This window comes from Anoxybacteroides voinovskiense (assembly GCF_014196205.1).
GTDB lineage: Bacteria > Bacillota > Bacilli > Bacillales > Anoxybacillaceae > Anoxybacteroides > Anoxybacteroides voinovskiense.
In genome coordinates, this window is the sequence record NZ_JACIDE010000026.1 from 1 (window position 1) to 23,127 (window position 23,127).

The following is a 23,127-nucleotide window of genomic DNA, read 5'->3' on the forward strand; positions in this document are numbered from 1 at the left end:
TTTTGCTCATCCCCCTTCTGTTCAAGGAATCCTCCCCTTGAAACATATGGAAGAGGATTTAGCTTCCTCCCACAAACATTTTACTCATACGAATTAATAAGAAAAGCGGAGGCGACTGGTTAGCTGCGAAAATACAACACCTCCCTTGTCATGGGAGGTGTTAGGAATAATAGGTGTTTAATATTTTCTCGACATACGCTTTTGTTTCGCGAAACGGTGGAATTCCTCCGTAACGGTCGACATTTCCTGGTCCGGCGTTGTAGGCAGCGAGCGCAAGTTCAAGATCGCCATCGTATCGATCGAGCAACTGGCGTAAATATTTCGTTCCGCCTTCAATATTTTGCGCTGGGTCAAATACATTCGTGACACCAAGCATTTTCGCCGTACTTGGCATGAGTTGCATTAAGCCCGCAGCACCTACACGGCTCACGGCATTTGTACGGAAATTCGACTCATGGCGAATAACGGCTTTAATAAGCTGTGGATCGATATTATATTTTTCCGCTGTTTTTTCAATGATGTCATCGAGCGATTTTGTGGCTAGCGGCGCTACTTTTAGTTCGTTTGAGCTATAGGTTGCTTCAAACGGCATTGGCGAAATGCTCGGTTGTTCTTGTTTGTCTATGGAAGGGAGTGAAAATTTTGTTAACAGCTCTTGGAAAGACGTTCCCTCCTCGAACAATTGGCTTGGCGGTGACGGCTGATTAGAAAAAGACCGCAGCGCCTGAAGTTCCATCCACATTTTTACTTGTTGAATGTTCACCGTTGTTCCTCCGCTTCATATTTTTTCGCATAAAATCGCTTTATTTTGTTTTTCGTTGGACGAATAGGAATATTCATTGTAGTAAGTAACTGCTCAAATATCGCTTTTCCGCGCACACGATCAGTCGCCTCGTATTCGATTTCATAGTCTTCCGTTTGCAAATAAAGGCTGTGGTCAAGCACAAGCAGACCGCCTTCATACGGCAATTCGGCGCGATAAGTAGCTAATGTGCCAAAATAGCGAATGGTATTAGAAACGACACCAAGCGACTGCAATAGTGCTGCCATTTCGCTTGGAAAAGCGCTTGCTCCTTTCAATAGCATTTCCGCTTCTTCTGTCGTCAATGGCTCATGTGTTTCTAGTAGCCCTTCCTCTATTGTTTGTTTTAATGTTAACGTGTAGGTGTGTTGTTTCATGCGAATGCGCAGCGCCGCTCCTTTTTCTTTGAGCGAAAACGTTGGTGTGTCAAAATAATGGTTTTCTTGATACGAAAAAGCGTCGTCATCGATGTGAAACGCTTGCTTCATACGTAAAAACTCATCTTTCGTCAACATATTTTTAAATTCAATCTCTACTTCTTGCCTCATCACTCTAACCCCTTCCTTACATTTATTATGAAATGTTTCCGTTGGAATAGCAATGGTTTATTATGCATAGGTTGAGTATGGTAAAATAGAAGCTGGATTGTTTGATGGGAAGGAGATTATGCGATGCGAAAAACGATACGAATTACTAGAGCAGAAAAACGAGGCAATGAGCTTTGGTTAGTGAGTGATACGCCATCATTTTCGATAGAAGGAGCTGTCCCGAAATGCTACATGCTTGTCAATTCGGATGAACAAGCGTTTGTTTATATCATAGAGAAGGACGATGAATTTGTGTACGTGTCCATTCCACAACCGTGCTGGAAAGAAATAAAAGAAGTGCTTACAGAGCCGTTGACGGTCTGGCTACAAGATGGAACGAACCAGCTTGAACTCATTGGATTTTCCGAAGAGCTTGCGTATTTAATTGAAAATATTGCAGGAAATGCGAACTACGGTGAAGAAATGGAGAAAGCGGTAAAAGAGACGTTTCTTACATAATCGGTGGTGGTGGAAATATGGTGAAGCATTGGGATTTATTTTTAGCTCCGTATAAACAAGCAGTGGAAGAGTTAAAAGTAAAATTAAAGGGGATGCGGACTCAATTTGAAATGCAAGGTCTTCATTCCCCAATTGAATTTGTGACGGGAAGAGTCAAGCCAATTGCAAGCATTCTTGATAAAGCGCAAAAGAAAAATATTCCGCTTGATCAGCTAGAAGAAAAAATGCAAGATATCGCCGGCATTCGTATGATGTGCCAATTTGTTGATGATATAAAAACGGTTGTCGAACTATTGCGCCGGCGCAAAGACTTCGAAATCGTGGAAGAGCGGGATTATATTACGCAAAAAAAAGAGAGCGGCTATCGCTCGTACCATGTCGTCATTCGTTATCCGGTGCAAACGATTGATGGAGAGAAAAACATTTTAGCGGAAATTCAAATTCGTACGCTAGCGATGAATTTTTGGGCAACAATTGAACATTCTTTAAATTATAAATATAGCGGCCGCTTTCCAGAAGATATTAAAGCTCGTCTGCAACGAGCAGCGGAGGCAGCGTATTTGTTAGATGAAGAAATGTCGAAAATCCGTTTCGAAATTCAAGAGGCGCAAGCAGTTTTTTCACGAAAACAAGAAGCAAAAGGGGACGAACGATGAGGGAGAAACAACAACCATTAAAATTTGCCGTTACTTCCAAAGGGGACGCCACGTCCAATTCACTCATGCAAAAAATAAAAAACTACTTAATCGATTTTGGACTTATTTACGATGAAGACGGACCGGACATTGTCATTTCTGTTGGCGGAGATGGAACGCTATTGTATGCGTTCCACCGCTATTGCCGCCGGTTGGACAAGACGGCGTTTGTCGGGGTGCATACTGGGCACTTAGGATTTTACGCCGATTGGGTGCCAGAAGAAATTGAAAAGTTAGTCATTGCGATTGCCAAAACCCCATATCAAATCGTCGAATACCCGTTGCTTGAAGTGATTATTCGTTACGTAAGCGGCGGAAAAGAAGCGCGCTATCTAGCGCTGAACGAATGTACGGTTAAGAGTGTGAGCGGCACATTAGTGATGGACGTAGAAATTAAAGGGGAATTGTTTGAAACGTTTCGTGGCGATGGTCTTTGTGTATCCACTCCTTCCGGGAGCACCGCTTATAATAAAGCATTGGGAGGAGCGATTTTACATCCGTCGCTAGAGGCGATTCAAGTAGCGGAGATGGCGTCCATCAATAATCGCGTGTTCCGGACGATTGGTTCCCCGCTCATTCTTCCGGCGCACCATACGTGCATGTTAAAGCCGGTAAATCAAGTCGATTTTCACGTTTCTGTTGACCATTTATCGCTGCTTCATAAAGACGTGAAATCGATTCAATTTCGCGTCGCAGACGAAAAAATCCGCTTCGCCCGCTTCCGCCCGTTCCCGTTTTGGAAACGAGTGCGCGATTCGTTTATTGCGGACTAATAAAGAAGGATGGCAGACATGTTGAAGCGGTTTACATTGCAATGGACGATAGGGGAAAAAGAAGGCGGAAAGCTCGTTCGTGATTTTTTAAAAGAGCAACAAATTTCTCGGACGGCATTGACCGATATTAAGTTTCGTGGTGGGGCGCTAGAAGTAGATGGGAAAGAAGTTACCGTCCGCCATCTTTTGCGGCGTGGCGAGACGTTGACTGTGTTTTTTCCGCCGGAAGAACGAAGCGAAGATATGAAGCCAGAGCCGCTCCCGTTAGAAATCATATATGAAGATGAGTACGTATTAGTGGTGAATAAACCTCCTCATATGGCGACGATTCCGTCGCGTGAACATCGAAATGGGACGTTAGCTAACGCATTGTTACATCATTTTGATGCCCAGCAACTACCATCCACTGTTCATATTGTCACACGGCTTGACCGCGACACGTCAGGTCTTGTGCTTGTTGCGAAACATCGTCATGTGCATCATTTATTGACCGAATGGCAAAAGCGCGGACACGTGAAACGGCAGTACGAAGCGATTTGTCACGGCATCATTCATGAAGAAAATGGAACAATCGACGCGCCAATCGGGAGAAAAGAGGATAGCATTATGGAACGGGAAGTTCGCGCAGATGGACAACGGGCGGTGACGCATTTTCGCGTAGTAGCTCGCTTCGAGGCGTATACGCATGTCGCGCTGGAATTAGAAACTGGGCGAACGCATCAAATTCGCGTCCATCTTGCGCATTTAGGTCACCCATTACTTGGGGACGATTTGTATGGAGGAAGCCGCGCGCTAATTGCTCGACAAGCGCTCCATAGTAAAGTGCTCACCTTTTACCATCCGTTCCATCACCAAACATATCGCTTCGAAAGCTCGCTTCCTGAAGATATGCAATTATTAATAAACGGGCCACGTCATTCGTGAGCCCGTTTTTCAGCAAACGATCGAAATTTTTCTGGTACGTATGGCATCGAGGAAGGGATTGAAACCGTCTCCATTTCCGGATAGCGAAGCGCAGTTAGCGCGCCACCGAAGACACAACCTGTATCGATATTAACGGTTCGGTTCACAAACCGCGGCGCTTGGACAGGGGTATGACCGTATACGATCCATGCCACCCCATGGTAATGTTTCGCCCAGTCGCGACGGACTGGCGTACCGTCCGGATTCGTTTCCCCAGTAATATCTCCGTACAAGACGAACGTCTGCACTTTTTTGTCACGCCTGCCGATATACTCTTGACGAATGCCGGCATGAGCGATAATGACCTTTCCGTCGTCTAGGCGGGCATATAATGGTGCCTGCTCATAAAGCGTCATAAATTTCTTTTTGATGGTCTCCTGCTCTGTTAGTGATAGTGCTTTATATTCCGCGACGGTTGTTTCAAGCCCGTGCGTAATTTGCACGTTGCGCCCAAGAAAAAAACGGTACAACTTATTACAATGATTTCCTGGTACGTAGTAAGCTAACTCGTTTTCGACAAGCGAATAAACGGTCTCGATCGTTTGCAACGACTGTGGGCCGCGGTCGGTTAAGTCGCCGACAAATCCGAGTTTCCGACCTTTTGGGTGAATCGGAATGCCGCTTTCCCATTTGTAGCCTAGCGTTTTCGTTAATGCGACAAACTCGGCATAACAGCCGTGAATATCACCGATGATGTCGATGTTCATTTTCTCACCTGCTTCTACTTTTTACGATGTCACCATAACACGCGGTTTATTCGTCTGAAGAAAACATAAATTTTTTCGTGCGGGAACGGACGTTTAAGACGAGACCAATCGCCAACATATACGTCGCCAATGAACTTCCTCCGTAGCTGACAAACGGAAGTGGTAAACCAGTTATTGGAAGTAACCCGATCGTCATTCCAACGTTTTGGAACACTTGAAACGTAATCATGCCGATAACGCCGGCGCATAAGTAGCTGCCATATACGTCGTGGCTTTCGAGCGCAATATGAATCATTCGGTAGACAAGCAAGAAAAAGAGTGAAACGACGATGCTAGCACCAACAAACCCAAACTGTTCGGCGATAATGCCAAAAATAAAGTCGGTATGCGCTTCTGGCAAATAGACATCTAAGTTTTTATATCCTTTGCCATACATCTCTCCTGATCCGATCGCTAAAAGGGAGCGAATAAGCTGAAACCCTTGCTCGTTCGAATATTCGTACGGCGCTAGCCAACCGTAAAATCGGTCAAGTTGATACTCTTTCAAAATATATTTATGAAAAAAGTCAGGGAATTGAAAGAAAACAAATACGAGCACAGAAACCGCAAATACTCCACTGAATAAAATTCCTAAAATAATGCGCCAACGAATGCCCGATACAAGTACGAGCGAAGCGGCAATCGCCATATACACCATCGACATTCCCATGTCCGGCTGACGAATTAAGAGAAATAGCGGTGGAGCTAGCGCAAGTGCAATTTTCCCTAATAGTTTAAAATCGTCTTCAACCGTCGGCTCCGGATATGTTTCCCGATGGTTGACGATCATTCGGCTAATGACAATAATCATAAAAATTTTCATTAATTCGGATGGCTGGAAATTTCCCGCTCCTGGGATGGAATACCAGCTCGTTGCCCCTTTAATCGTCACCGTTCCAGGAACGTTTAGCTCAAGCCCGAGCAGTAGCACCATGCCAAAGCCGTATAAATACCACGCCACGTGGAAAAGCCGGTCGTAATCCACTAACATGGTAATGGCGATAACGAAGGCGCCAATAACATACCATTGTAGTTGCTTAGCCGCAAAGTTAATGTGTTGCAATTTTTCCGGTAAAGACGGTTGAGCGCTATGAATCGCAATCGCGCTGACGATCGCGATTAAAAATAATAGAAATAGCAAATGGTAGTCTAGCTTTTGTTGCGGCAATTTATCTTGTTCCATTGTTCAATTCACTCCATTATAAAAAACTCGTCATATCCATATTAGCCAATTCCATCATTTTTGCAAAGGAAACGGCGAAAATCAAGCGGAAAAATTTTGGCGGCAGTCGAGAAATGTTATTTTGCCATTTGCATTTTTTTGTTATAATAAAATTAATACTTGGTACTAATAACAAATAATAAATGCGGACGATATAGGAGGAAGGCGAATGACATTATCATTAAAAGGACGAACGTATGTCGTCATGGGAGTAGCAAATAAACGAAGCATTGCATGGGGGATTGCTCGCTCGCTTCATGCGGCTGGGGCACGGCTTATTTTTACATATGCGGGAGAGCGATTTGCAGATGAAGTACGAAAATTAGTGGAAACGCTTGAAGATGATACGGCGCTCGTTTTGCCGTGCGATGTGACGAGCGATGAAGAAATCGTTCGTTGTTTTGCGGAAATCAAAGAAAGAGTTGGCGTCATTCACGGGATTGCACACTGCATCGCGTTTGCCAACAAAGATGATTTAAGCGGCGAGTACATGAACGTCAGCCGTGATGGCTTTTTATTAGCACACAATATTAGCTCGTATTCGCTAACGGCGGTAGCGCGGGCGGCGAAAGAGTTAATGACAGAAGGTGGAAGCATCGTCACGTTAACATACCTTGGCGGCGAGCGGGTCGTACAAAACTATAACGTCATGGGAGTTGCAAAAGCATCTTTAGATGCGAGCGTGAAATATTTAGCGAACGATCTAGGGAAATATGGTATTCGTGTCAACGCAATTTCTGCTGGACCAATCCGGACGTTATCTGCGAAAGGGGTTAGCGACTTTAATTCTATATTAAAAGAAATTGAAGAGCGCGCCCCACTTCGTCGGACAACGACACAAGAAGAGGTCGGGGATGCAGCGTTGTTCTTGTTCAGTGACTTATCACGCGGCATCACTGGCGAAATTATTCACGTCGATTCTGGGTACCACATTTTAGCACGTTAAGAAAAGCGCAAAGTGCCCGCCTATCGGCGAAGATCGCACAAGCCCCACCGAGGAGGGAACGCCTCGAGCCGATGGCGCTTGGAGCTAGATAGCGCTCTACCTAATCGTAAAATTTTATACTTTCTTACCTTTTAATAAAAATCACCTAACGGCAAGTCCGTTAGGTGATTTTTTTGCCAAATGACGTAAACGAGTCGCTTTTGCCCAGTCAACGCATACATTATGGTATAGACTACCGCAAGGAGGAGTAAAGATGAAACAAAGCGTTCCGAACGAACCGCTTCTTTATATTGTCCAGCCGAAATTAGAGCCGAAAACGTCATATATGCAACAGCTATTTCAAACGAAAAAAACAGCAAGCCGCACAAGAGGGATGAAACAATTTCAAGAAATGACGCTAGAAGAACAGGTGCAATTTTTAGTGAAACTTCCGCAGCAGCTCGCTACAAAATGCAAAGTTGTTACGAAAAAAGGAGTGTATGAAGGCTTTATCGCCGAATACCGAAACGGACATATCCAATTTCAAATCGAAAAAGGGGAGAAAATTACGATTCCGTTTAAACAAGTAGAATCGGTCTCACTGATTGGACTAAAAGGGAATTAACCAGTCCCTACTCGTTGCTTCTGCCAGTGGTTAAGCTGGCAGAGTTTTTTTATACATATTATTCAAGGCGAGAGTAATAGAAAAAATGCCTTTCTTAGGATAGGCGTCTATGCATCATAAAAAACCAATCATATGTTATTAGTAGTATTTCAGCACACGAGTGTTGATTATCCATTGTTTTACGAAAAAACACAAAATCATACGGCAGAAACGCTAGGAATCGAACGGTAGCAACTGAATGGTTAACCAACACGCCTAATTTCAGCAAATGGAAAACGCACGTGCTATTTCATAAGGAGGGGATTGTGTGGAACGAACGACCATCGAACCATGGATTGTCGATGAAACGACCGATGATTTTTTTGTACCTGATTATATTGAAGAAATTGCCGAGGACGTGTTAACACACTACAATTTATCGGTAAAAAATCGGCAAGTGGTTACTACGAAGCCAGACAAAGGCGGAGCTATTTGGAAAATGGAAACAAACGAAGGACCGAAAAGCTTAAAACTATTGCATCGCCGGCCAACAAGGAGCTTATTTAGCTTAGGAGCGCAAGCGTATTTAGTCGAAGAGAAAGAAGCAAGAGTGCCGCCAATTATTAAAACAAAAGCGGGAGAGAACTATGTAGAAGCAGGGGGGAAATTATGGTTCGTTGCCGAATGGATTGAGCCATTGACGCCGGTCACGAAAGATTTAGAAGGAGCAAAACAGCTTTGTTACGCACTTGGCGAATTTCATCGCTTAAGCAAAGGCTACACGCCACCAAAGCAGGCGGAAGTTGCTTCTAGGGTGCGAAAGTGGCCAAAAAGCTACCAAAAAATGATGACGAAAATGGCATGGTTTCGCAATATTGCTAATGCGTATCGCGAACTGCCAGCAAGCCCTTCTTTATTGGAAGTCGTCGATGAATTTGCCGAACAAGCAAAACGAGGGCTTGAACGGCTACATCAATCAAGCTACGACGAATTAAGTAAACTCGGCAATGCATATTGGGGACTTGTGCACCAAGACTACGGATGGTCAAACGGACAGATGGGGAAAGATGGGATGTGGATTATTGATTTAGATGGGGTTGCATTTGATTTGCCGATTCGTGACTTACGTAAGCTCATTAGTGGAACGATGGCTGACTTATACCGCTGGGACGCTACATGGGTGCGAGAAATGATTCAGGCATATGATGAAGCGAATCCCCTTACGAAAGAGCTATATGAAATTTTGCTCATTGATTTAGCGATGCCGAACGAATTTTACAAAAATATAAAAGAAATCGTCTATGAGCCGGAAGCATTTCTTGGAGAAGAAACGAAGCTGCTCATTCAAACGATTGTTGACACCGATCAGTCGAAATGGCCGGTATTAGAAGACATTCAAAATGACTGGAAAGGGAGGGGATAGCGGTGAAAATTTTAATGGTTTGTACAGAAAAACTCCCGGTTCCTCCGATATTGGGCGGGGCGATTCAAACATATATTGCTAGCATTCTTCCCCATTTGCGGCCATTTCACGACATAACGGTATTAGGAGTGAACGACCCGGCGTTGCCAGACGAAGAAACGGTCGATGGCATTCATTACGTGCGCATCCCTAGAAAAGTATTTGAAATTTATCGGGATAATGTCGTCCGTTACATTGAATCCCATCCATTTGATTTCATCCATATTTTTAATCGTCCACGCCTTGTGTTGCCAATTCGCCAAGTGGCTCCCCATGCTAAACTAATAATAAGCATGCATAACGATATGTTCGATGCAGAAAAAATTGAACCGGAAGAAGCAAATGCGGTCATCGCTACTGTATCAGGCATTGTTACGATAAGCAACTATGTCGGAAATGTCATTCGCGAACTATATCCGCAAGCAGCCCCTAAACTTCGTACGATTTACTCTGGGGTAGATGCCGAACGGTTTTTGCCTGGGACGCACCAAAAGATGCAAAAAATTCGCAACGAACTTCGCAAAGCGCACGGGCTAGAGAATAAAACGGTTATTTTATTTGCTGGCAGGCTTTCGCGCAATAAAGGAGTCGATAAACTGCTAGAAGCGTTGCCAGCGCTTGCGAAAAAACATAAAGAGTTAGCGCTAGTCATCATCGGCAGTAAATGGTTTAGCGAAAATAAAGTCAATGATTACGTTGCCTACGTCCGCGCCCTAGCAGGAACCCTTTCGATTCCTGTCGTGACAACGGGGTTTGTAGCACCTGATGAAATTCAAAATTGGTTTGCAGCGGCTGATCTATTCGTATGCACGTCACAATGGCAAGAGCCGTTAGCCCGCGTACATTACGAAGCAATGGCAGCAGGGCTTCCGATTGTTACGACGGCAAGGGGAGGCAATCCAGAAGTAATTTTTGCGAACGAGAACGGATTAGTTGTGGAAAATCCAGAAGACCCGAACGGTTTTGTTGCTGCGATTTCTCAGCTATTATCGGATAAGGCGAAGATGAAGAAAATGGGGGAAAAAGGAAGGGAATTAGCGCTTTCGCTGTATACGTGGGAGCGGGTTGCTTCCGAGCTATTAGAAGTGTGGGAACAGGCAGACGAACTAACAGACACGGAAATGACGATCGCTGCCGTTGAACTAACGGAGGCTACACAAACAGAAGCGATAACAGAGCAAGAGGAAAAACAAGTAGACGAGAAACAAGCGAAGAAAGAAAAGAAAAAGGAAAAGAAAGAAGAGAAAAAAGCAAAAAAAGCGGCCAAAGAAAAAGACAAGGAATCGACGCAACCAAACGAAGAAAAAACAACAAAACAGAAGCGGCAACCGTTTATTTTATCTTCTTCTTATACAGACACTTCCGATTCGAAAAAGAAAAAGAAGGGCGGTTCGAGTGATAGAAAGACGGGAAGCGGATTTATCATCAGCTAAAAAAGACGCCTAATAAAGGCATCTTTTTTTTGCCGCTTCTTCGTAGACAGCCATGAGTCGTTCAGCGACGTGGGAAAAGAAAAATTTTTCTTCTACTTCTGTGCGCGCGCGGCGAGCCATCGCTTGCGCTTCGCTCTCATGAACGAGCATGTAATGAATCGCCTCGGCAAAGGCAGCAGGATTGGCATAGTCATCGATGACGAATCCAGTTTTTTTATGTTGAATGATTTCAGCATTGCCGCCGCGGTTGGTCGTAATCATTGGAATGCCGGCAGCCATCGCTTCATAATGAACGCGCGCGAGCGGTTCATGCCATTGCGAGCTGCAAACGAAGACGTCAGCGCTAAGCAATAGATGTGGGATTTGCTGGGCAGGGACGTAGTTCGTAAAAAGAACTCGATTTCCAAATGGCATAGCGAGACGATGCAGTTCGCGAACATAATCGTCCCAACTATTTTCGCTAAACCAGCGACCGCCAGCGATAACAAGCACCGCGTTTCGATAGCGGGAAAGAACAGTACGCATCGCGCGAAGGAGGACGTGTGGCCCTTTCGTTTTACTTAACCTCCCGATAAATAAAATGACTTTTTCGTCTTTTATTCCGAGTATTTTCCGTATTTCGTTTCTTTTTTGCTGTCCTTCTTCTGTCCAAACCGGAACGAATATTTTTTCATCGACTCCTGAATAAATGACGCGTATTTTTTCTTCTGGCACGTCGTACCGTTTTCGTACCGTTTGTTTAATATAGTTACTGACAGTAGTAAGCATTGTGCTATCTTTCAGCGCTTGTTCAGCTTTTTCTTTTGTTATCTTCAACGGGGAAAACATATCGTTGTGCAAGCTTAATACAATGGCGCTTTGCGGCGCTGCTTCTTTATATTGGCTGACGCGAGCGGGGCGGTTAAACACATGGATGACATCAAACGTCCGCTTCGTTAACGCATTGGCAACGTCTTGTTCGTACGTTTCTTTCGGAAAGCGTATATATTCAATTCCGTTCGTCACCTCGTTCATCGGCAATGATGGATCGGTAATCGAAAAAATCGTTAAATGATGTGCTTTTGCAATAAAAGGAGCGATCCCGTCAATCATTAGCTGGATCGCTCCGCCTTTCACGGCGGGGGAAGGCAACTTTTCTGTGCAAATATACGCAATATTCACTCGTATTCCTCCCGATAAAGGTTGCGAATATATTCGATTTCCCTTAGTAGTCCTTCTTTTAATGTCACTTTTGGACAGTATTGTAAATAGTGCTCGGCGCGGGAAAGATCGGCCCATGTGTGTTTCGGTTCTCCGATCGCAGACGCTACATATTTTCGAATCGCTTTTTTTCCCGTCAACTCTTCTAGCAATGCGATGACGTCATTGACGGAAGCTCTTTCTTTGCCGCCGATGTTCATCGTTTGGCCGATCGTTGCTTCATTGCCTAATACTGAAGCGGTGCCATCGACGCAATCGGAAATATATGTGAAGTCGCGGGATTGCGTGCCATCGCCAAAAATCGTGAGCGGTTCATTGTTTAATAGCTGTTTAATAAAGCGATGAAACGACATATCCGTCCGCTGCCGCGGACCATATACGGTAAAATAGCGAAGAACGACTGTTGGGATGCCGAACGTCGTATAATATACGCGACATAAATGTTCCCCTGTTAGTTTCGTAATGCCGTATGGCGAGAGGGGAGCTGGCTCCATCGTTTCAGATAATTTTCCGTCTTTTTCGCCATACACGGAAGAAGTGGAGGCGTAAATAAATTGCTGAATCTGTGTATGTTTGCACGCTTCTAACAATTGTTGGGTGACGGAAATGTTATGAAGTGCGTACGCGGCGAACTCGCTTCCCCAACTTGTGCGCACGCCTGGCATTCCTGCTAAATGGTAGACGACATCGGCATCTTTTAGCAGTTCATGTAACGGTGCGGTTAGTAAATTTTCTGAAATAAACGTAAAGCGAGGATGGGCAAGTAATGATTGAAGGTTGAATGCTTTTAGGTGGGCAGGTGTCGGACCAACCCACCCATCAATGCCAACGACGGTATGTTGTTCGTCTTCGAGCAATTTTTCACATAAATGTGAACCGATAAAGCCTGCTGCTCCAGTAACGATAATTTTCACCCGACACCAACTCCTATATAATGTAATCCCACTTCCTCAAGTTTTGTGCGGTTCAAACAATTGCGCGCATCTAGCACGACGATCCCGTTCATTCGTTGTTTCACTTTTTCCCAGTCTAATTGCTGAAACTCCGGCCAATCGGTCGCGATGACGAGTACATCCGCTTCGTGTAACGCTTCCATAATAGTGGATGTTTGCACGACGTTTGGCATGTCGCTACTTAATGTTGCTTTTGGATCATAGGCACGGATGGCGCAGCCAACCTCGCTAAGTTTACGGATAAATCGTTCCGCTGGCGATTCACGTGTATCGTCGGTATTTGGTTTAAAGGCGATGCCAAGCACAGCAATCGTTTGTCGCGGCAAATCATGGACGGTTTCATGTAGCTTGCGGAGATATACGTCGATTTGTGATTCGTTGACACGCTGAGTGGCTTGCAATAGGAGCGGTTCAATGTTTTTCCTCCGGGCTGTTTGCTCAAGGGAGCGAACGTCTTTCGGAAAACACGACCCTCCGTAGCCGAGCCCTGCTTGTAAAAAATGCGGACCGATGCGCGGGTCACAACCGATTCCTTTCGCGACATCGTTGACGTTAACGGAGAACGCATCGCAAATGCGGGCGATTTCGTTAATAAAAGAAATTTTCATCGCTAAAAATGCATTCGATGCATATTTAATCATTTCCGCTCCTGTAAGGCTTGTGACGATATACGGTGCCGAAATGCCTGTATACATCGTTTTCATTACTTCGAGCGATTGGTCGTCGTCATTGCGAAGACCGACGACAATTTTGTCAGCGTTCAACATATCGGAAATGGCTGAGCCTTCCCGCAAAAATTCTGGATTAGAAACAATATGGAATAAATGTGGAGGAACTCCTTTTTCGATAAGCGTTTCATAGACCCATTCGTTTGTCCCCGGCGGCACGGTGCTTTTTATAATAATCGTTTTATGCGAATGAATGTGTGGGGCTAATTGGTCGAGAGCCGATTGAAGGAAGCGTAAATCGGTGCTCCCATCCGGCAAGGACGGCGTTCCGACACAAATGATAATAACAGGAAATGTCGCCCCTTCTGCCAAGGACGTCGTAAAGAAAAGCGATGATTGATTTTTTTCGATTAGTTCATGCAATCCTGGTTCATAAATGGGCACATGCCCACTAGTTAGTTGCTTGATTTTATGCGCATCTCGATCGACGCAGCAAACCGTGTGGCCAAGTTCTGCTAAAACGGCTGCGGTCGTCAGTCCGACGTATCCTGCTCCGATAATAGTGATTTTCATGGAAACACTCCTTTCATTAGACGGAAAAAACCAGGCGTATACCTGGTTCTTCCGTTATTCCTCTTCTTCATCTGATTGAGCGGAAGATGGTGTATCAAGCGAGGTAATTGTTCCGACGGGAACGGTAATCCGTTTTTCTCCATCTGGATAAAACGAGTCGGTTACTAAAGTAACCAACCATTTTTTAGGATGAAACGATTGGAAAATAGCGTTATAATACGTCTGTTTTTTTGTATGGACGTTGATTTCTGTCCCAGGCTGCAGCGTTTGTAGCTGGGCAATAATCGCTTCGTCTGCTGCGGTTAATGTTTTCTTCAGCGGTTTCGTATGCACAAATACGCTATACATGACAGTCACTCCTTTCATCGTGCAACACCTACTGTATCATATGAAACGTTGGGAAAATGGCTTAGACAGACGCCTAACGTGGTGTAGAAAACGGGAAACTAGTCGTTGTTGCTGACATATAATGGGGAAAAAAGCGGTGGAGGAGAAGACATGGGGAATCCGTTTTTCTTTTTCGTGTTTTCACTAGCAAGTTTCCGTTTAACGAGATTGATTGTGTACGATACGATTACATCGTTTCTTCGTAAGCCGTTTCATGAAATAGTGGAGGAAACGATGCCGGACGGAACGACAGAAACGTTTCTTGTTGTAAAGGGAGAAGGGGGGAGAAAGTGGATTGGGGAGTTGCTAAGTTGCTATTGGTGCACAGGAATATGGTGTGCGGGGGGATTGTACGTCGGCTATACGATATGGCCGGACGTATTTGAACCGTTGATTATTGTGTTAGCGATAGCTGGATGCGCTTCGTTTTTCGAAACAATTGTCCAAAAGCTTTCATAACAAAAATCTCTCCTCATATCGATGAGGAGAGGTTATTTGTTAAGAACGATGCGGTTTAGCGAAGCGACGCCGTTAGGAAGCTCATTTCCATAAACAAACCCGTCAATAACGGTCGAAGGGGCGTTTTTTATCCGAATTTGCAGATTAGTAAGCCGGAGTTGCTCGTTTGGGAGCAGTGGTTTTTGCTGAAATGGCTTAATCCAGTATTCCCCATCGTTTTTAATTCGTTCGCGCCAATTTTCATACGCAAAAATCCACTCGGCATCGTCCACTTCTTTCGTTGAATATGTAGCGATTTTTCCGCTTAACTCGGCTGCTGTATTTGGGCGGATGTGAAGGCAGACGATGATGTTTTGCAGCGGTTCTGTTCCGATGTTTTGCACGAAAAAATCGCTAATAACGAGCGTTTCTTCTTCAGAAGTTTCAGGAAGAACAACGGAATAGGCAAAAAATGCTTGCACGTTCATTACCGTTTGCTTTTTCTCTTCGGGCACTTTCCATTTTTTTAATTGCTGAATTTGCCGCTCTGCTTCTTCTAAAGCAACTTCATACGATAGTAGCTGCTGTTCAAGCTGGGCGATTTGTTTTTCGTACGTTTCTACATGCATAGACTGTGTCTCATACAGTTTATCAAGTAACAACTCGTTGCGCAGTTTTTCTTTTTGCAATTCTGTCTCTAACGTCTTTATTTGTTGCTCGTATTTAGCGATTTCCGCGCGGTAATAAATTAATTTTTGCTGCAGCTGAATATGCTCGTTTGGGGGTTTTTTTCCCATCTGCACCCCTCCTTTACAGCTATATATATGTGCTTATCATTCATCCGATGAGAAAAAACAAAAAAGGCTGTTGAATGTGGCAACAGCCTAACTCGTAAAGTTTAGCGGCTCGGGAATACTTCAGGGCATTGCGGTGGGAATTTGTCTGTTGGGCAAAGCGTTGCTTCTAAAATTTCTTCGCGCGGTTTGCAGAAGCGAGCTTCGACTTCGATTTTTACTTCTGCTTCCATTTGCACTTCTAAGCAAAGGGTAATCGAAACGTCTAGTTGCGAGAAGTTGTTTGTGCAAATAAGGCTCGCGTCGCATTCGAAGAAGGAGATGTGGCAGTCGAGCGTTGTTCCTTCTGGTGCGCATAAAATAAATGTTTGTGCGGTAGCGAATGGAATAGCATTTGATTCGCAAACGACTTGCCCGTTAGCGTTTAAAATTTGCACGACGACATGCCCTTTGACAAGCACTTTTACTTTTTGCAACGTGACTTCATCGCCTGACGGAAGTGTAACGGTAACTGGTTGGCGACCGTTTGGTTGGATAATTTCTTGGCAAATGAGCGCATCGTTGTCGACGACTGGATCAATTCGATTGCCGTCTTCATCAGATAAGAAGCAGCGGATTGTAAAATCGTGTGGGTTCATTCCGTTCGATGTGAAGAAGTCACAAATGCTTTCGTGGTTTCGCGGACATTTGTCGCTTGGGAAGATTGTTTCTAGTTCATTGTTCGAAAAGCTTCTGAGCGGCACATCGACTTGGCGTGTAACCCAGTCGTACACTTTACGAGTCTTAATACATACTTTTTCTTTATGATGAGAGTGACCCATAACTTTTTCCTCCTGTTTAAAATTTTTCCCACAGAAATATGTGGGTGTTAGGACTACTGTATAGTATGAAAAAGTTAGGTAAATGTGCCGTGACAAAAGCGGAAATTTCATTTTTTTGGTCTAAACAGCTGGGCAGGTGAATTTGTTGTAAGTAGAACGATGGAAAGGGGGACTGTGTGTGAAAGCGAAGCAGGCAGACGATATTGTTCTTTTAAAACAACGGATTATTTATTTACAATCTGAGCTAGCACGCTACAAGGCGAAAGCATACGAGGAAGGAGATATTGTCTTAGAGAATGAGCGATTAAAAGAAGCGCTCGAAAAGGCGGAGGCAAAAATAAAAGAGCTAACGAAACAAGTCGAAGCTGTGATAGCGGAAAACGTTGTGTTGAAGGAGCTTGCTTTATTAAGCGAACAGCGTTATGAACAATTAGAAAAGGTAAAGCGAGAAAAAGCAGAGTTGGAGCAGCAGTTGGGGCAATCTCGATCGAACAGAAGTGCAGAAGAAAGCGAAAGCTGGTTTTTGCATACGCTGAGACAGCAAAACGCAATCGCCAAGCATGAAAAAAGGGAACCATCATCGCTTTCAAGCCCGTTTTCGTTTAGCGGAGAAGAGGATTAGCCATCCCATGCAGCAAAATGGGAACTTGACCGTTACCAATCGCTTTTTTCCTTCATACAATAACGATAACTTTACACATGGAGGGGAAAAAATGAGCGGGAAAAAGCCGATTGTGATTAGCGGGACGAAGGCGTATCCTTTATATTCATCGTCTATGGAGAAAGGGAAAAAAGGCGGCTGTGGGTGTGGGAAGCCAATTAAGAAAAAGTAACGAATCGTGAGGATTATCGGAAAGGATAATCCTTTTTTTATGGAAAATGCCTATACCATATTCGTGACAAGTGCATAGTCTAATGGTGCAAACCTTTCTATAGATGAAGGAGGAAGTGAACATGTCAGAACATAAAAAAGCGCGTGTCATTCATGTCGATAAATTAATCGTGCATGCGGACGAGGTCGTGATTATCCCGAAAAGACGCTTGCACGACCCATGGTTTTCTCCACGGCGCGATCGTGACGAAGACGTCGAGGAAATACAAGAAAACGTAGCCGACGATAATGACGGAGAGCGACGTCCGTTTTCTTGGATTTAAGTGAGGTGAGAGCATGGAGCGATTTAAAAATTACGGCCTTTGGTTAGCGATCGGTTCGTTTGGTTTGCTTGCGTTGCAAACGTTTGGTGTCGATATTGACTTAGGAAAGTATGAACGGCTGTACGATGCGTTTTTAAGCATTTTAGTCATGGCGGGCATTTTAAATAATCCGTCGCTCGGTCGCGGCTATTTAGATAAAGTGGAGAAGAAAGAATAAATCGCTGCCTCGAATAAGAGGCAGTTTTTTTTTAGTTAAAAATGGAATTCATATTTTGGAGGCAAACGATTCATGCTAACGATTGTAATCCACTTTATTAGGAGGTTTTGACAATGACCGTTGCAGCACAAGTAAAACAAACGTTAGCGGGATTAAAATCAGCACAAGCAAGTTTTGAAACGTTCGCTTTGCAGACAGAAAACAAAGCAGCAAAGCAAATCTATCAACAAGCAGCGCAACAAACGCAAGCAATCGTTGATTTAATTAACTCCCGCGTGCAAGAAATTGAAAACGAAGAACCACAATATAAACAATAAGCTCAAGGTTGGTTTATGACCAACCTTTCCGCCTTTACAGAAACTACATAAGAATGGGTTGATAGCAATGAAACGATGGATTGGAATCATACTAATCGGATGTTTAATGGTCGGTTGTGCGCGTGAACCTGGGGTGAAAAAACAATCATTGCAAGGGAAAAATATGATTCAGCTAAGCACGGACGGAACGGCGAAAACAGCTGAAATACGTCAGTCTGTCGCGGAACAAGCGGTCGCGCAAATAAAGCAGCGTGACGATATTCGCGATGCTGTTGCAGTCAGTACAGATAAGAAGCTGTTGCTCGCTTATCAAGTGAAACAAATGGCGCGGTTTCGCATGAAGCAAATCGCGAAAGATATTCAGCAGCAACTCGAACGTTTATTTCCAGACCACGAGGTGACGACTTCGGGCGATTTAAAACTATTTTGGAAGACGGATGAATTGCGCGGAAAAATCGAAAAAGACCGGTTGAGCGAACGGCAAATGAATCGGGAAATTGATGAATTGAAGCGGCTAAGTGAAGAGCGCACGTAAAGAGGTGACAATATGGCAAATGAGAAGCGAAAAAATGTAACCCCTGTCCAACAAGAATACCATTTATTTGAAAAAGAACGGGAAACGAAACGTCCAGTGGTAAAAAACTGTTTTCGTGCTTTTTTCGTTGGTGGAATCATTTGTGTGATTGGACAAGCGATTTCGTATTTTTATATGTATTTTTTTGATTTTACGGAACAGACAGCGGGAAATCCAACGGTGGCGACGATGGTCTTTTTATCGATGATTTTTACAGGTATTGGCGTGTATGACCGAATCGCACAATTTGCTGGGGCAGGGACAGCGGTGCCGGTTACAGGGTTTGGTAATGCGGTTATTTCCGCAGCGATTGAACATCGGACGGAAGGGTTTGTTTTAGGGGTTGGCGCGAATATGTTTAAACTTGCTGGCTCGGTGATTTTGTTCGGAACGTTTGCTGCCTTTATTGTCGCATTAGTGAAAACGATTGCCGTGAAATGGGGGGGACTCGGATGAGAAAAGGGCATCGAACGTGGGTGTTTGAAAACCGACCGGTAATCGTAGCGACAGCGACGGTCGGCGGACCGTTTGAAGCGAATGGCCGTATTGCCGATGATTTTGATTTGTTGCATGAAGATCTTTGGCTTGGGGAAGAATCGTACGAAAAGGCACATAAAGTGTTGCTTGAAGAGGCATTTTTTAAAGCGATCGAAAAGGGGGGAATTGCGAAAGAGGACGTTCAATTTATGATTGCTGGCGACTTAATTAACCAGATGACGCCATCAAATTTTGCAGCGCGAACGATCGGAGCACCGTATCTTGGGGTATTTGGCGCTTGTTCAACATCGATGGAAGGGTTAGCGCTTAGCGCGTTTATCGTGAATCACGGTGGGGCAAACTACATTTTAACGGGGGCGGCAAGCCATAATACAGCGGTGGAAAAGCAGTTTCGTTACCCGACGGAATATGGGGGACAGAAGCCACCGACAGCACAATGGACTGTCACTGGTGCAGGAGCGGCGCTTGTCAGCAGCGAAGGAAAAGGACCGCGTGTTGTGGCGGCAACGATCGGGCGCGTCGTCGATATGGGGCTAAGCGATCCGTTTAATATGGGAGGAGCAATGGCACCTGCTGCGGTTGATACGATTGAAGCCCATTTGCGCGACATGCAAGTGGATATTTCTTATTACGATTTAATTGTAACGGGCGATTTAGGAAAAATCGGACGCCAAGTGTCGTTTGATTTGTTGCGGGAACATGGATTGCCAATCGAAGACGAGCGCTACCAAGATTGCGGGCTGCTTATTTATCGAGAAGACCAACCAGTATTATCAGGAGCGAGCGGCGCTGGTTGTTCCGCAACGGTTGTGTACGGACATTTATTGAACCGGATGAAACGAGGCGAATGGAAGCGAATGCTCGTCGTGGCAACAGGAGCTTTATTGTCACCGCTGACGTTTCAGCAAAACGAAACGATTCCGTGCATTGCACACGCTGTGGCGATTGAGTTCGGAGGTGAAGAGAGATGATCGGGCTGTTTTTTTGGGCGTTTGTTGTTGGTGGGCTTATTTGCGTCATTGGGCAAATAATGATCGATGTGTTCAAGTTGACACCAGCGCATACGCTTTCCATTTTAGTTGTGGTAGGTGCGATTTTGGACGGATTTGGTTTATATGAGCCGCTGATTGATTTCGCTGGTGCGGGCGCGACGATTCCGATTACAAGCTTCGGCAATTCGCTCGTTCACGGAGCGCTGCAAGAAGCGGATAAACACGGGATTATTGGTGTGTTAACAGGAATGTTTGAAGTAACGAGTGCTGGTATTTCCGCTGCGATTGTGTTCGGATTTATTGGCGCGTTGTTATTTCGACCGAAAGGATAGGAGGGAAAGCAATGACCGTTGCTTCGCAAGTGAAACAAAGTTTAGCGAGTTTAAAAAGCATGCATGCAAGCTTCCAACAATTTGCCCTTACGTCAACGGATGAAAAGGCGCAGCGAGCGTTTCATGAAGCGATGCTGCTGACGGAAGAAGTGATTGCCGATGTAAAAGAGCGCGTCAGCCAACTGGAACGAGAAGAACCGCAATATCATGGAAAGTAAGGTGTATACGCGATGCCGATCTGGTTAGAAGCAGCGATTCGATCCGTTTCGATTTTAATCGGGCTGTTTGTCATTACAAGGATTTTAGGAAAAAAGCAACTATCGAAGTTGTCGTTTTTTGAATATATTGTCGGCATTACCGTTGGCGATATTGCCGGAACGATGTCGACCGATTTGGATATTAACTTGCAAGAAGGAATCACAAGTATTTTAATTTGGTCGTTATTCCCTGTTCTTATTTCGTATATTTCGTTGCATAATAAAAAATTTCGCGATTTCGTCGAGGGCAATTCTACTGTATTTATTAAAAACGGAAAAGTGCTAGAGGAAAATTTAAAGCGGGAAAAATATACGATCGATGAGCTAATGGAGCAGCTAAGGAAAAAAGATGTTTTTCGTGTCGCTGATGTTGAGTTTGCGGTATTAGAGCCAAACGGCGATTTGAATGTGTTATTAAAACGAGAAAAACAGCCGTTAGCGGTCGGGGATGTCTTCCCAAATCCTCCATCCGAAAAAGAGCCGCAAACGGTTGTTATGGACGGAAAAATTTTAGACGAGCCACTCGCGACGATGGGCTTAAATCGCGGCTGGCTGAAAACGGAGCTTGATAAGCAGGGGATTGCGATTGAAAACGTCTTTTTAGCGCAAGTGGATAGCTATGGACAGCTTACGGTTGATTTATACGACGACAAACTAAACGTGCAACAGCCGCAAGACAAACAGCTTTTGTTGGCAGCGATGAAAAAAGTGCAAGCTGATTTCGAGTTGTTTGCGTTAGAAACGCAATCGGAAGAAGCAAAACAAATGTATGAAAAAAATGCGAAAAAGTTGAACGACTTATTACAAAAAATCACCCCACTATTGAAAAATTAAAGGAGGAACGCTGGGTGGAAAATCGACGAGTAAAAACAACCGATGAGGAAATGAAGCTATCATTGAAGAAAAATGACGGGGAGAAGCCTACTTACACGACGGACGAAGAAATAACGATTGAGTGGATCAACAAAGACGACCATCTCACCCATCAACCGAAAGATTTTGAAGACATTGACTATTAACAGCCGATGCAACCATCGGCTGTTTTTTCGTGGTACTAATAAATCGACTGTAAAAACGTTCGCACTTCTTCTGGCGTTTTGGCATTGGCGCTATGAAGGTGTGCGATTTTTTGTCCGTTTTGAAAGACAAGTAGGCTCGGAATGCCCATCACTTGATACGTTTCCGCAATGTCCGGCACATTGTCGCGATTGATTTGAAACCAATCGTATTGCGAATATTCACGGACGATGTCGTCAATAAACATGTCCATTCGTACACAATCCGGGCACCATGTCGTATAAAATTTCACGATCACCGGTTTGTCTCCCGAGATCGTTTCATGAAACTGTTCTGCCGTTTGTAATTCCTTCAATTTCTACTTCCTCCTTGTTTACTGTATACGTTTTTACTGTATCATATTTCATCCGCCTTGGCACGTTGTCTGCTTTCGGCATACACCATAGTAGAAAGGCGGTGAAAAGATGAGCAAACAATTCGAAAAATCGTTAGAAGCAGTCGCAAAGTCAAAGCAAGAAGGGCATGACCAATTTTTAAAGCGAATCGAAAAATGGGGGACGGAATTTGATAAGAAAATGAAAGAAATTGAAAAAGTGAACAGCCAATTTTTAAAAGAAGTGAATGGTGACTTGACGAACATTGATGGCTGGTTTCGAAAAAAAGAGAAGCAGCTCACACAACTTTTCCGCTATTTTTCTTAAGAGCCGCCCATACCGTTCGCTTTGCTTTCGCATACGATAACATTACCAACGCGTAAGGAGGTGCAAAGCAATGTTTGGATATTGCGGATACGGATATGGTGGGTATGGATATGGCGGTTACTACGGCTCTACATTCGTATTAATCGTCGTATTGTTTATTTTGTTAATTATTGTCGGTGCTGCGTTCGTCGGTTAAAGAAGAAATGGTACGGGCTGTTTCGTCGAAAACAGCTCGTATTTTTTCTTGCTTCCATGCACAGAGGGCTATTTTTTTCATACGTTAGTAAAACAAGGGAGGTTGACATGATGGATAACCAATTTTTTAAGAACGTGGAAAAGAAAACAGGCGTCAATATGAAAGACATTTTAGAGCTCGCCAATTCGCTGCAGCACGCCAATTTCAAAGACGAGCAAACGGTTCGCGGCGTCATTAAGCGCGTTGCGCAAATTGCTAACCGTAAAGTGCCGAAAGAACTTGAGGACAAAATTGTTCAAACGATCATTCAAAACGGCAAACAGCTCGATTTCAATACAATTGCCAATATGATTAATAAAAAATAAG

General features: G+C 44.3%; 34 protein-coding genes. 23 read left to right on the top strand and 11 right to left on the bottom strand.

Going from position 1 to position 23,127, the window contains the following annotated elements:
- Positions 1-160: 160 nt before the first annotated feature.
- Positions 161-763 (bottom strand): lytic transglycosylase domain-containing protein, encoded by a 603-nt coding sequence (locus GGR02_RS14345; RefSeq protein ID WP_229706234.1) that lies wholly within the window; start codon positions 761-763, stop codon positions 161-163.
- Positions 760-1,350, bottom strand: a complete 591-nt coding sequence (locus GGR02_RS14350; protein ID WP_183185668.1) for a CYTH domain-containing protein — start codon at positions 1,348-1,350, stop codon at positions 760-762. The genes GGR02_RS14345 and GGR02_RS14350 overlap by 4 nt, the downstream gene beginning before the upstream one ends.
- A gap of 123 nt (positions 1,351-1,473) precedes the next feature.
- Here GGR02_RS14350 and GGR02_RS14355 point away from each other — a divergent pair, with 123 nt between their 5' ends.
- Genes GGR02_RS14355 through GGR02_RS14370 form a run of 4 tightly spaced genes read left to right on the top strand, consistent with a single transcriptional unit; the run spans position 1,474 to position 4,240 of the window.
- The gene (locus GGR02_RS14355) at positions 1,474-1,848 is read left to right on the top strand and encodes a UPF0738 family protein (RefSeq protein WP_183185669.1); all 375 of its coding nucleotides are present in this window, start codon (positions 1,474-1,476) and stop codon (positions 1,846-1,848) included.
- Between the two features lie 17 nt (positions 1,849-1,865).
- Positions 1,866-2,504 (top strand): GTP pyrophosphokinase, encoded by a 639-nt coding sequence (locus GGR02_RS14360; RefSeq protein WP_183185670.1) that lies wholly within the window; start codon positions 1,866-1,868, stop codon positions 2,502-2,504.
- Positions 2,501-3,316: an NAD kinase gene (locus tag GGR02_RS14365; RefSeq protein ID WP_066323298.1), complete on the top strand. Its 816-nt coding sequence runs from the start codon at positions 2,501-2,503 to the stop codon at positions 3,314-3,316. The genes GGR02_RS14360 and GGR02_RS14365 overlap by 4 nt, the downstream gene beginning before the upstream one ends.
- Positions 3,317-3,334: 18 nt before the next feature.
- On the top strand, positions 3,335-4,240 hold the full coding sequence (locus tag GGR02_RS14370; RefSeq protein ID WP_373286637.1) for an RluA family pseudouridine synthase: 906 nt from the start codon (positions 3,335-3,337) through the stop codon (positions 4,238-4,240).
- Here the strand turns inward: GGR02_RS14370 and prpE are convergent.
- Together prpE and GGR02_RS14380 are read right to left on the bottom strand one after the other, a co-directional pair.
- On the bottom strand, positions 4,231-4,986 hold the full coding sequence (prpE, locus tag GGR02_RS14375; RefSeq protein ID WP_183185671.1) for a bis(5'-nucleosyl)-tetraphosphatase PrpE: 756 nt from the start codon (positions 4,984-4,986) through the stop codon (positions 4,231-4,233). The genes GGR02_RS14370 and prpE overlap by 10 nt on opposite strands.
- Before the next feature lie 46 nt (positions 4,987-5,032).
- Complete coding sequence (locus tag GGR02_RS14380; protein WP_183185672.1) at positions 5,033-6,208, bottom strand: FtsW/RodA/SpoVE family cell cycle protein; 1,176 nt, start codon at positions 6,206-6,208, stop codon at positions 5,033-5,035.
- 208 nt (positions 6,209-6,416) lie between these two features.
- On the opposite strand from GGR02_RS14380, the gene fabI reads away from it, so the two are divergent.
- The 4 genes from fabI to GGR02_RS14400 all read left to right on the top strand — a co-directional run bounded on the left by fabI (position 6,417) and on the right by GGR02_RS14400 (position 10,671).
- Positions 6,417-7,193, top strand: a complete 777-nt coding sequence (gene fabI / locus GGR02_RS14385; protein ID WP_183185673.1) for an enoyl-ACP reductase FabI — start codon at positions 6,417-6,419, stop codon at positions 7,191-7,193.
- A gap of 253 nt (positions 7,194-7,446) precedes the next feature.
- Positions 7,447-7,797, top strand: coding sequence for a CotO family spore coat protein (locus tag GGR02_RS14390; RefSeq protein WP_183185674.1), 351 nt, complete (start codon positions 7,447-7,449; stop codon positions 7,795-7,797).
- Between the two features lie 307 nt (positions 7,798-8,104).
- On the top strand, positions 8,105-9,199 hold the full coding sequence (locus tag GGR02_RS14395) for a CotS family spore coat protein (protein ID WP_183185675.1): 1,095 nt from the start codon (positions 8,105-8,107) through the stop codon (positions 9,197-9,199).
- A gap of 2 nt (positions 9,200-9,201) precedes the next feature.
- Complete coding sequence (locus GGR02_RS14400; RefSeq protein WP_183185676.1) at positions 9,202-10,671, top strand: glycosyltransferase family 4 protein; 1,470 nt, start codon at positions 9,202-9,204, stop codon at positions 10,669-10,671.
- A gap of 9 nt (positions 10,672-10,680) precedes the next feature.
- Here the strand turns inward: GGR02_RS14400 and GGR02_RS14405 are convergent, their stop codons facing one another.
- From GGR02_RS14405 to GGR02_RS14420, 4 genes are read right to left on the bottom strand one after another with little or no spacing between them, the layout of a single operon-like run.
- Complete coding sequence (locus GGR02_RS14405; RefSeq protein WP_183185677.1) at positions 10,681-11,832, bottom strand: glycosyltransferase family 4 protein; 1,152 nt, start codon at positions 11,830-11,832, stop codon at positions 10,681-10,683.
- The gene (locus tag GGR02_RS14410; protein ID WP_183185678.1) at positions 11,829-12,785 is read right to left on the bottom strand and encodes an NAD-dependent epimerase/dehydratase family protein; all 957 of its coding nucleotides are present in this window, start codon (positions 12,783-12,785) and stop codon (positions 11,829-11,831) included. The genes GGR02_RS14405 and GGR02_RS14410 overlap by 4 nt, the downstream gene beginning before the upstream one ends.
- Positions 12,782-14,065 (bottom strand): UDP-glucose dehydrogenase family protein, encoded by a 1,284-nt coding sequence (locus GGR02_RS14415; protein WP_183185679.1) that lies wholly within the window; start codon positions 14,063-14,065, stop codon positions 12,782-12,784. The genes GGR02_RS14410 and GGR02_RS14415 overlap by 4 nt, the downstream gene beginning before the upstream one ends.
- Positions 14,066-14,119: 54 nt before the next feature.
- Positions 14,120-14,431 carry a hypothetical protein gene (locus tag GGR02_RS14420; protein ID WP_183185680.1) on the bottom strand — a complete coding sequence of 104 codons (312 nt, stop codon included), beginning with the start codon at positions 14,429-14,431 and terminating at the stop codon, positions 14,120-14,122.
- 132 nt (positions 14,432-14,563) lie between these two features.
- Here GGR02_RS14420 and GGR02_RS14425 point away from each other — a divergent pair, with 132 nt between their 5' ends.
- On the top strand, positions 14,564-14,911 hold the full coding sequence (locus tag GGR02_RS14425) for a DUF1360 domain-containing protein (RefSeq protein WP_183185681.1): 348 nt from the start codon (positions 14,564-14,566) through the stop codon (positions 14,909-14,911).
- A 32-nt stretch (positions 14,912-14,943) separates the two neighbouring features.
- Here GGR02_RS14425 and GGR02_RS14430 read toward each other — a convergent pair whose 3' ends face one another.
- Together GGR02_RS14430 and GGR02_RS14435 are read right to left on the bottom strand one after the other, a co-directional pair.
- Positions 14,944-15,687: a hypothetical protein gene (locus GGR02_RS14430; protein WP_183185682.1), complete on the bottom strand. Its 744-nt coding sequence runs from the start codon at positions 15,685-15,687 to the stop codon at positions 14,944-14,946.
- Positions 15,688-15,788: 101 nt separating this feature from the next.
- A complete protein-coding gene (locus GGR02_RS14435) occupies positions 15,789-16,505 on the bottom strand; it encodes a BMQ_0737 family morphogenetic spore coat protein (protein WP_183185683.1) in 717 nt (238 codons plus the stop codon).
- 178 nt (positions 16,506-16,683) lie between these two features.
- Between GGR02_RS14435 and GGR02_RS14440 the strand changes: the two genes are divergently transcribed.
- From GGR02_RS14440 to GGR02_RS14490, 11 genes are all read left to right on the top strand, one after another.
- Complete coding sequence (locus GGR02_RS14440; RefSeq protein ID WP_183185684.1) at positions 16,684-17,127, top strand: hypothetical protein; 444 nt, start codon at positions 16,684-16,686, stop codon at positions 17,125-17,127.
- 332 nt (positions 17,128-17,459) lie between these two features.
- Entirely contained in the window at positions 17,460-17,660 is a 201-nt protein-coding gene (locus tag GGR02_RS14445) for a hypothetical protein (RefSeq protein WP_183185685.1), read from the top strand.
- Positions 17,661-17,673: 13 nt separating this feature from the next.
- A complete protein-coding gene (locus GGR02_RS14450; RefSeq protein ID WP_066323313.1) occupies positions 17,674-17,877 on the top strand; it encodes a holin in 204 nt (67 codons plus the stop codon).
- Positions 17,878-17,990: 113 nt separating this feature from the next.
- Positions 17,991-18,194, top strand: a complete 204-nt coding sequence (locus GGR02_RS14455) for a DUF1657 domain-containing protein (protein WP_183185686.1) — start codon at positions 17,991-17,993, stop codon at positions 18,192-18,194.
- A 67-nt stretch (positions 18,195-18,261) separates the two neighbouring features.
- Complete coding sequence (locus tag GGR02_RS14460; protein ID WP_221210879.1) at positions 18,262-18,729, top strand: YhcN/YlaJ family sporulation lipoprotein; 468 nt, start codon at positions 18,262-18,264, stop codon at positions 18,727-18,729.
- Positions 18,730-18,741: 12 nt separating this feature from the next.
- On the top strand, positions 18,742-19,224 hold the full coding sequence (spoVAC, locus tag GGR02_RS14465) for a stage V sporulation protein AC (RefSeq protein ID WP_183185687.1): 483 nt from the start codon (positions 18,742-18,744) through the stop codon (positions 19,222-19,224).
- The gene (spoVAD, locus tag GGR02_RS14470) at positions 19,221-20,237 is read left to right on the top strand and encodes a stage V sporulation protein AD (protein WP_183185688.1); all 1,017 of its coding nucleotides are present in this window, start codon (positions 19,221-19,223) and stop codon (positions 20,235-20,237) included. The genes spoVAC and spoVAD overlap by 4 nt, the downstream gene beginning before the upstream one ends.
- Positions 20,234-20,590 carry a stage V sporulation protein AE gene (gene spoVAE, locus GGR02_RS14475; RefSeq protein ID WP_183185689.1) on the top strand — a complete coding sequence of 119 codons (357 nt, stop codon included), beginning with the start codon at positions 20,234-20,236 and terminating at the stop codon, positions 20,588-20,590. Before spoVAD ends, spoVAE begins: the two co-directional genes overlap by 4 nt.
- Positions 20,591-20,601: 11 nt before the next feature.
- Positions 20,602-20,808, top strand: coding sequence for a DUF1657 domain-containing protein (locus GGR02_RS14480; RefSeq protein WP_183185690.1), 207 nt, complete (start codon positions 20,602-20,604; stop codon positions 20,806-20,808).
- A 12-nt stretch (positions 20,809-20,820) separates the two neighbouring features.
- On the top strand, positions 20,821-21,681 hold the full coding sequence (locus tag GGR02_RS14485; protein ID WP_183185691.1) for a DUF421 domain-containing protein: 861 nt from the start codon (positions 20,821-20,823) through the stop codon (positions 21,679-21,681).
- A gap of 14 nt (positions 21,682-21,695) precedes the next feature.
- Positions 21,696-21,866 carry a hypothetical protein gene (locus GGR02_RS14490; RefSeq protein WP_183185692.1) on the top strand — a complete coding sequence of 57 codons (171 nt, stop codon included), beginning with the start codon at positions 21,696-21,698 and terminating at the stop codon, positions 21,864-21,866.
- Positions 21,867-21,901: 35 nt separating this feature from the next.
- On the opposite strand, the gene GGR02_RS14495 is transcribed toward GGR02_RS14490, so the two are convergent.
- On the bottom strand, positions 21,902-22,219 hold the full coding sequence (locus GGR02_RS14495) for a thioredoxin family protein (RefSeq protein WP_183185693.1): 318 nt from the start codon (positions 22,217-22,219) through the stop codon (positions 21,902-21,904).
- 109 nt (positions 22,220-22,328) lie between these two features.
- On the opposite strand from GGR02_RS14495, the gene GGR02_RS14500 reads away from it, so the two are divergent.
- From GGR02_RS14500 to GGR02_RS14510, 3 genes are all read left to right on the top strand, one after another.
- Positions 22,329-22,565: a hypothetical protein gene (locus GGR02_RS14500; protein WP_183185694.1), complete on the top strand. Its 237-nt coding sequence runs from the start codon at positions 22,329-22,331 to the stop codon at positions 22,563-22,565.
- A 70-nt stretch (positions 22,566-22,635) separates the two neighbouring features.
- The gene (locus GGR02_RS14505) at positions 22,636-22,761 is read left to right on the top strand and encodes a YjcZ family sporulation protein (protein ID WP_084256213.1); all 126 of its coding nucleotides are present in this window, start codon (positions 22,636-22,638) and stop codon (positions 22,759-22,761) included.
- A gap of 110 nt (positions 22,762-22,871) precedes the next feature.
- The gene (locus tag GGR02_RS14510; RefSeq protein WP_066323323.1) at positions 22,872-23,126 is read left to right on the top strand and encodes a stage VI sporulation protein F; all 255 of its coding nucleotides are present in this window, start codon (positions 22,872-22,874) and stop codon (positions 23,124-23,126) included.
- The last annotated feature ends 1 nt before the right edge of the window (position 23,127 follow it).

Excerpts from the sequence above, each read along its gene's own strand:
- GGR02_RS14350 (WP_183185668.1), bottom strand. The coding sequence starts at position 1,350 with ATGAGGCAAGAAGTAGAGATTGAATTTAAAAATATGTTGACGAAAGAT.
- GGR02_RS14355 (WP_183185669.1), top strand. The coding sequence starts at position 1,474 with ATGCGAAAAACGATACGAATTACTAGAGCAGAAAAACGAGGCAATGAG.
- GGR02_RS14360 (WP_183185670.1), top strand. The coding sequence starts at position 1,866 with ATGGTGAAGCATTGGGATTTATTTTTAGCTCCGTATAAACAAGCAGTG.
- GGR02_RS14365 (WP_066323298.1), top strand. The coding sequence starts at position 2,501 with ATGAGGGAGAAACAACAACCATTAAAATTTGCCGTTACTTCCAAAGGG.
- GGR02_RS14370 (WP_373286637.1), top strand. The coding sequence starts at position 3,335 with ATGTTGAAGCGGTTTACATTGCAATGGACGATAGGGGAAAAAGAAGGC.
- prpE (WP_183185671.1), bottom strand. The coding sequence starts at position 4,986 with ATGAACATCGACATCATCGGTGATATTCACGGCTGTTATGCCGAGTTT.
- GGR02_RS14380 (WP_183185672.1), bottom strand. The coding sequence starts at position 6,208 with ATGGAACAAGATAAATTGCCGCAACAAAAGCTAGACTACCATTTGCTA.
- fabI (WP_183185673.1), top strand. The coding sequence starts at position 6,417 with ATGACATTATCATTAAAAGGACGAACGTATGTCGTCATGGGAGTAGCA.
- GGR02_RS14390 (WP_183185674.1), top strand. The coding sequence starts at position 7,447 with ATGAAACAAAGCGTTCCGAACGAACCGCTTCTTTATATTGTCCAGCCG.
- GGR02_RS14415 (WP_183185679.1), bottom strand. The coding sequence starts at position 14,065 with ATGAAAATCACTATTATCGGAGCAGGATACGTCGGACTGACGACCGCA.
- GGR02_RS14420 (WP_183185680.1), bottom strand. The coding sequence starts at position 14,431 with ATGAAAGGAGTGACTGTCATGTATAGCGTATTTGTGCATACGAAACCG.
- GGR02_RS14425 (WP_183185681.1), top strand. The coding sequence starts at position 14,564 with ATGGGGAATCCGTTTTTCTTTTTCGTGTTTTCACTAGCAAGTTTCCGT.
- GGR02_RS14430 (WP_183185682.1), bottom strand. The coding sequence starts at position 15,687 with ATGGGAAAAAAACCCCCAAACGAGCATATTCAGCTGCAGCAAAAATTA.
- GGR02_RS14435 (WP_183185683.1), bottom strand. The coding sequence starts at position 16,505 with ATGGGTCACTCTCATCATAAAGAAAAAGTATGTATTAAGACTCGTAAA.
- GGR02_RS14445 (WP_183185685.1), top strand. The coding sequence starts at position 17,460 with ATGTCAGAACATAAAAAAGCGCGTGTCATTCATGTCGATAAATTAATC.
- GGR02_RS14450 (WP_066323313.1), top strand. The coding sequence starts at position 17,674 with ATGGAGCGATTTAAAAATTACGGCCTTTGGTTAGCGATCGGTTCGTTT.
- GGR02_RS14455 (WP_183185686.1), top strand. The coding sequence starts at position 17,991 with ATGACCGTTGCAGCACAAGTAAAACAAACGTTAGCGGGATTAAAATCA.
- GGR02_RS14460 (WP_221210879.1), top strand. The coding sequence starts at position 18,262 with ATGAAACGATGGATTGGAATCATACTAATCGGATGTTTAATGGTCGGT.
- spoVAC (WP_183185687.1), top strand. The coding sequence starts at position 18,742 with ATGGCAAATGAGAAGCGAAAAAATGTAACCCCTGTCCAACAAGAATAC.
- spoVAD (WP_183185688.1), top strand. The coding sequence starts at position 19,221 with ATGAGAAAAGGGCATCGAACGTGGGTGTTTGAAAACCGACCGGTAATC.
- spoVAE (WP_183185689.1), top strand. The coding sequence starts at position 20,234 with ATGATCGGGCTGTTTTTTTGGGCGTTTGTTGTTGGTGGGCTTATTTGC.
- GGR02_RS14480 (WP_183185690.1), top strand. The coding sequence starts at position 20,602 with ATGACCGTTGCTTCGCAAGTGAAACAAAGTTTAGCGAGTTTAAAAAGC.
- GGR02_RS14485 (WP_183185691.1), top strand. The coding sequence starts at position 20,821 with ATGCCGATCTGGTTAGAAGCAGCGATTCGATCCGTTTCGATTTTAATC.
- GGR02_RS14500 (WP_183185694.1), top strand. The coding sequence starts at position 22,329 with ATGAGCAAACAATTCGAAAAATCGTTAGAAGCAGTCGCAAAGTCAAAG.
- GGR02_RS14505 (WP_084256213.1), top strand. The coding sequence starts at position 22,636 with ATGTTTGGATATTGCGGATACGGATATGGTGGGTATGGATATGGCGGT.
- GGR02_RS14510 (WP_066323323.1), top strand. The coding sequence starts at position 22,872 with ATGGATAACCAATTTTTTAAGAACGTGGAAAAGAAAACAGGCGTCAAT.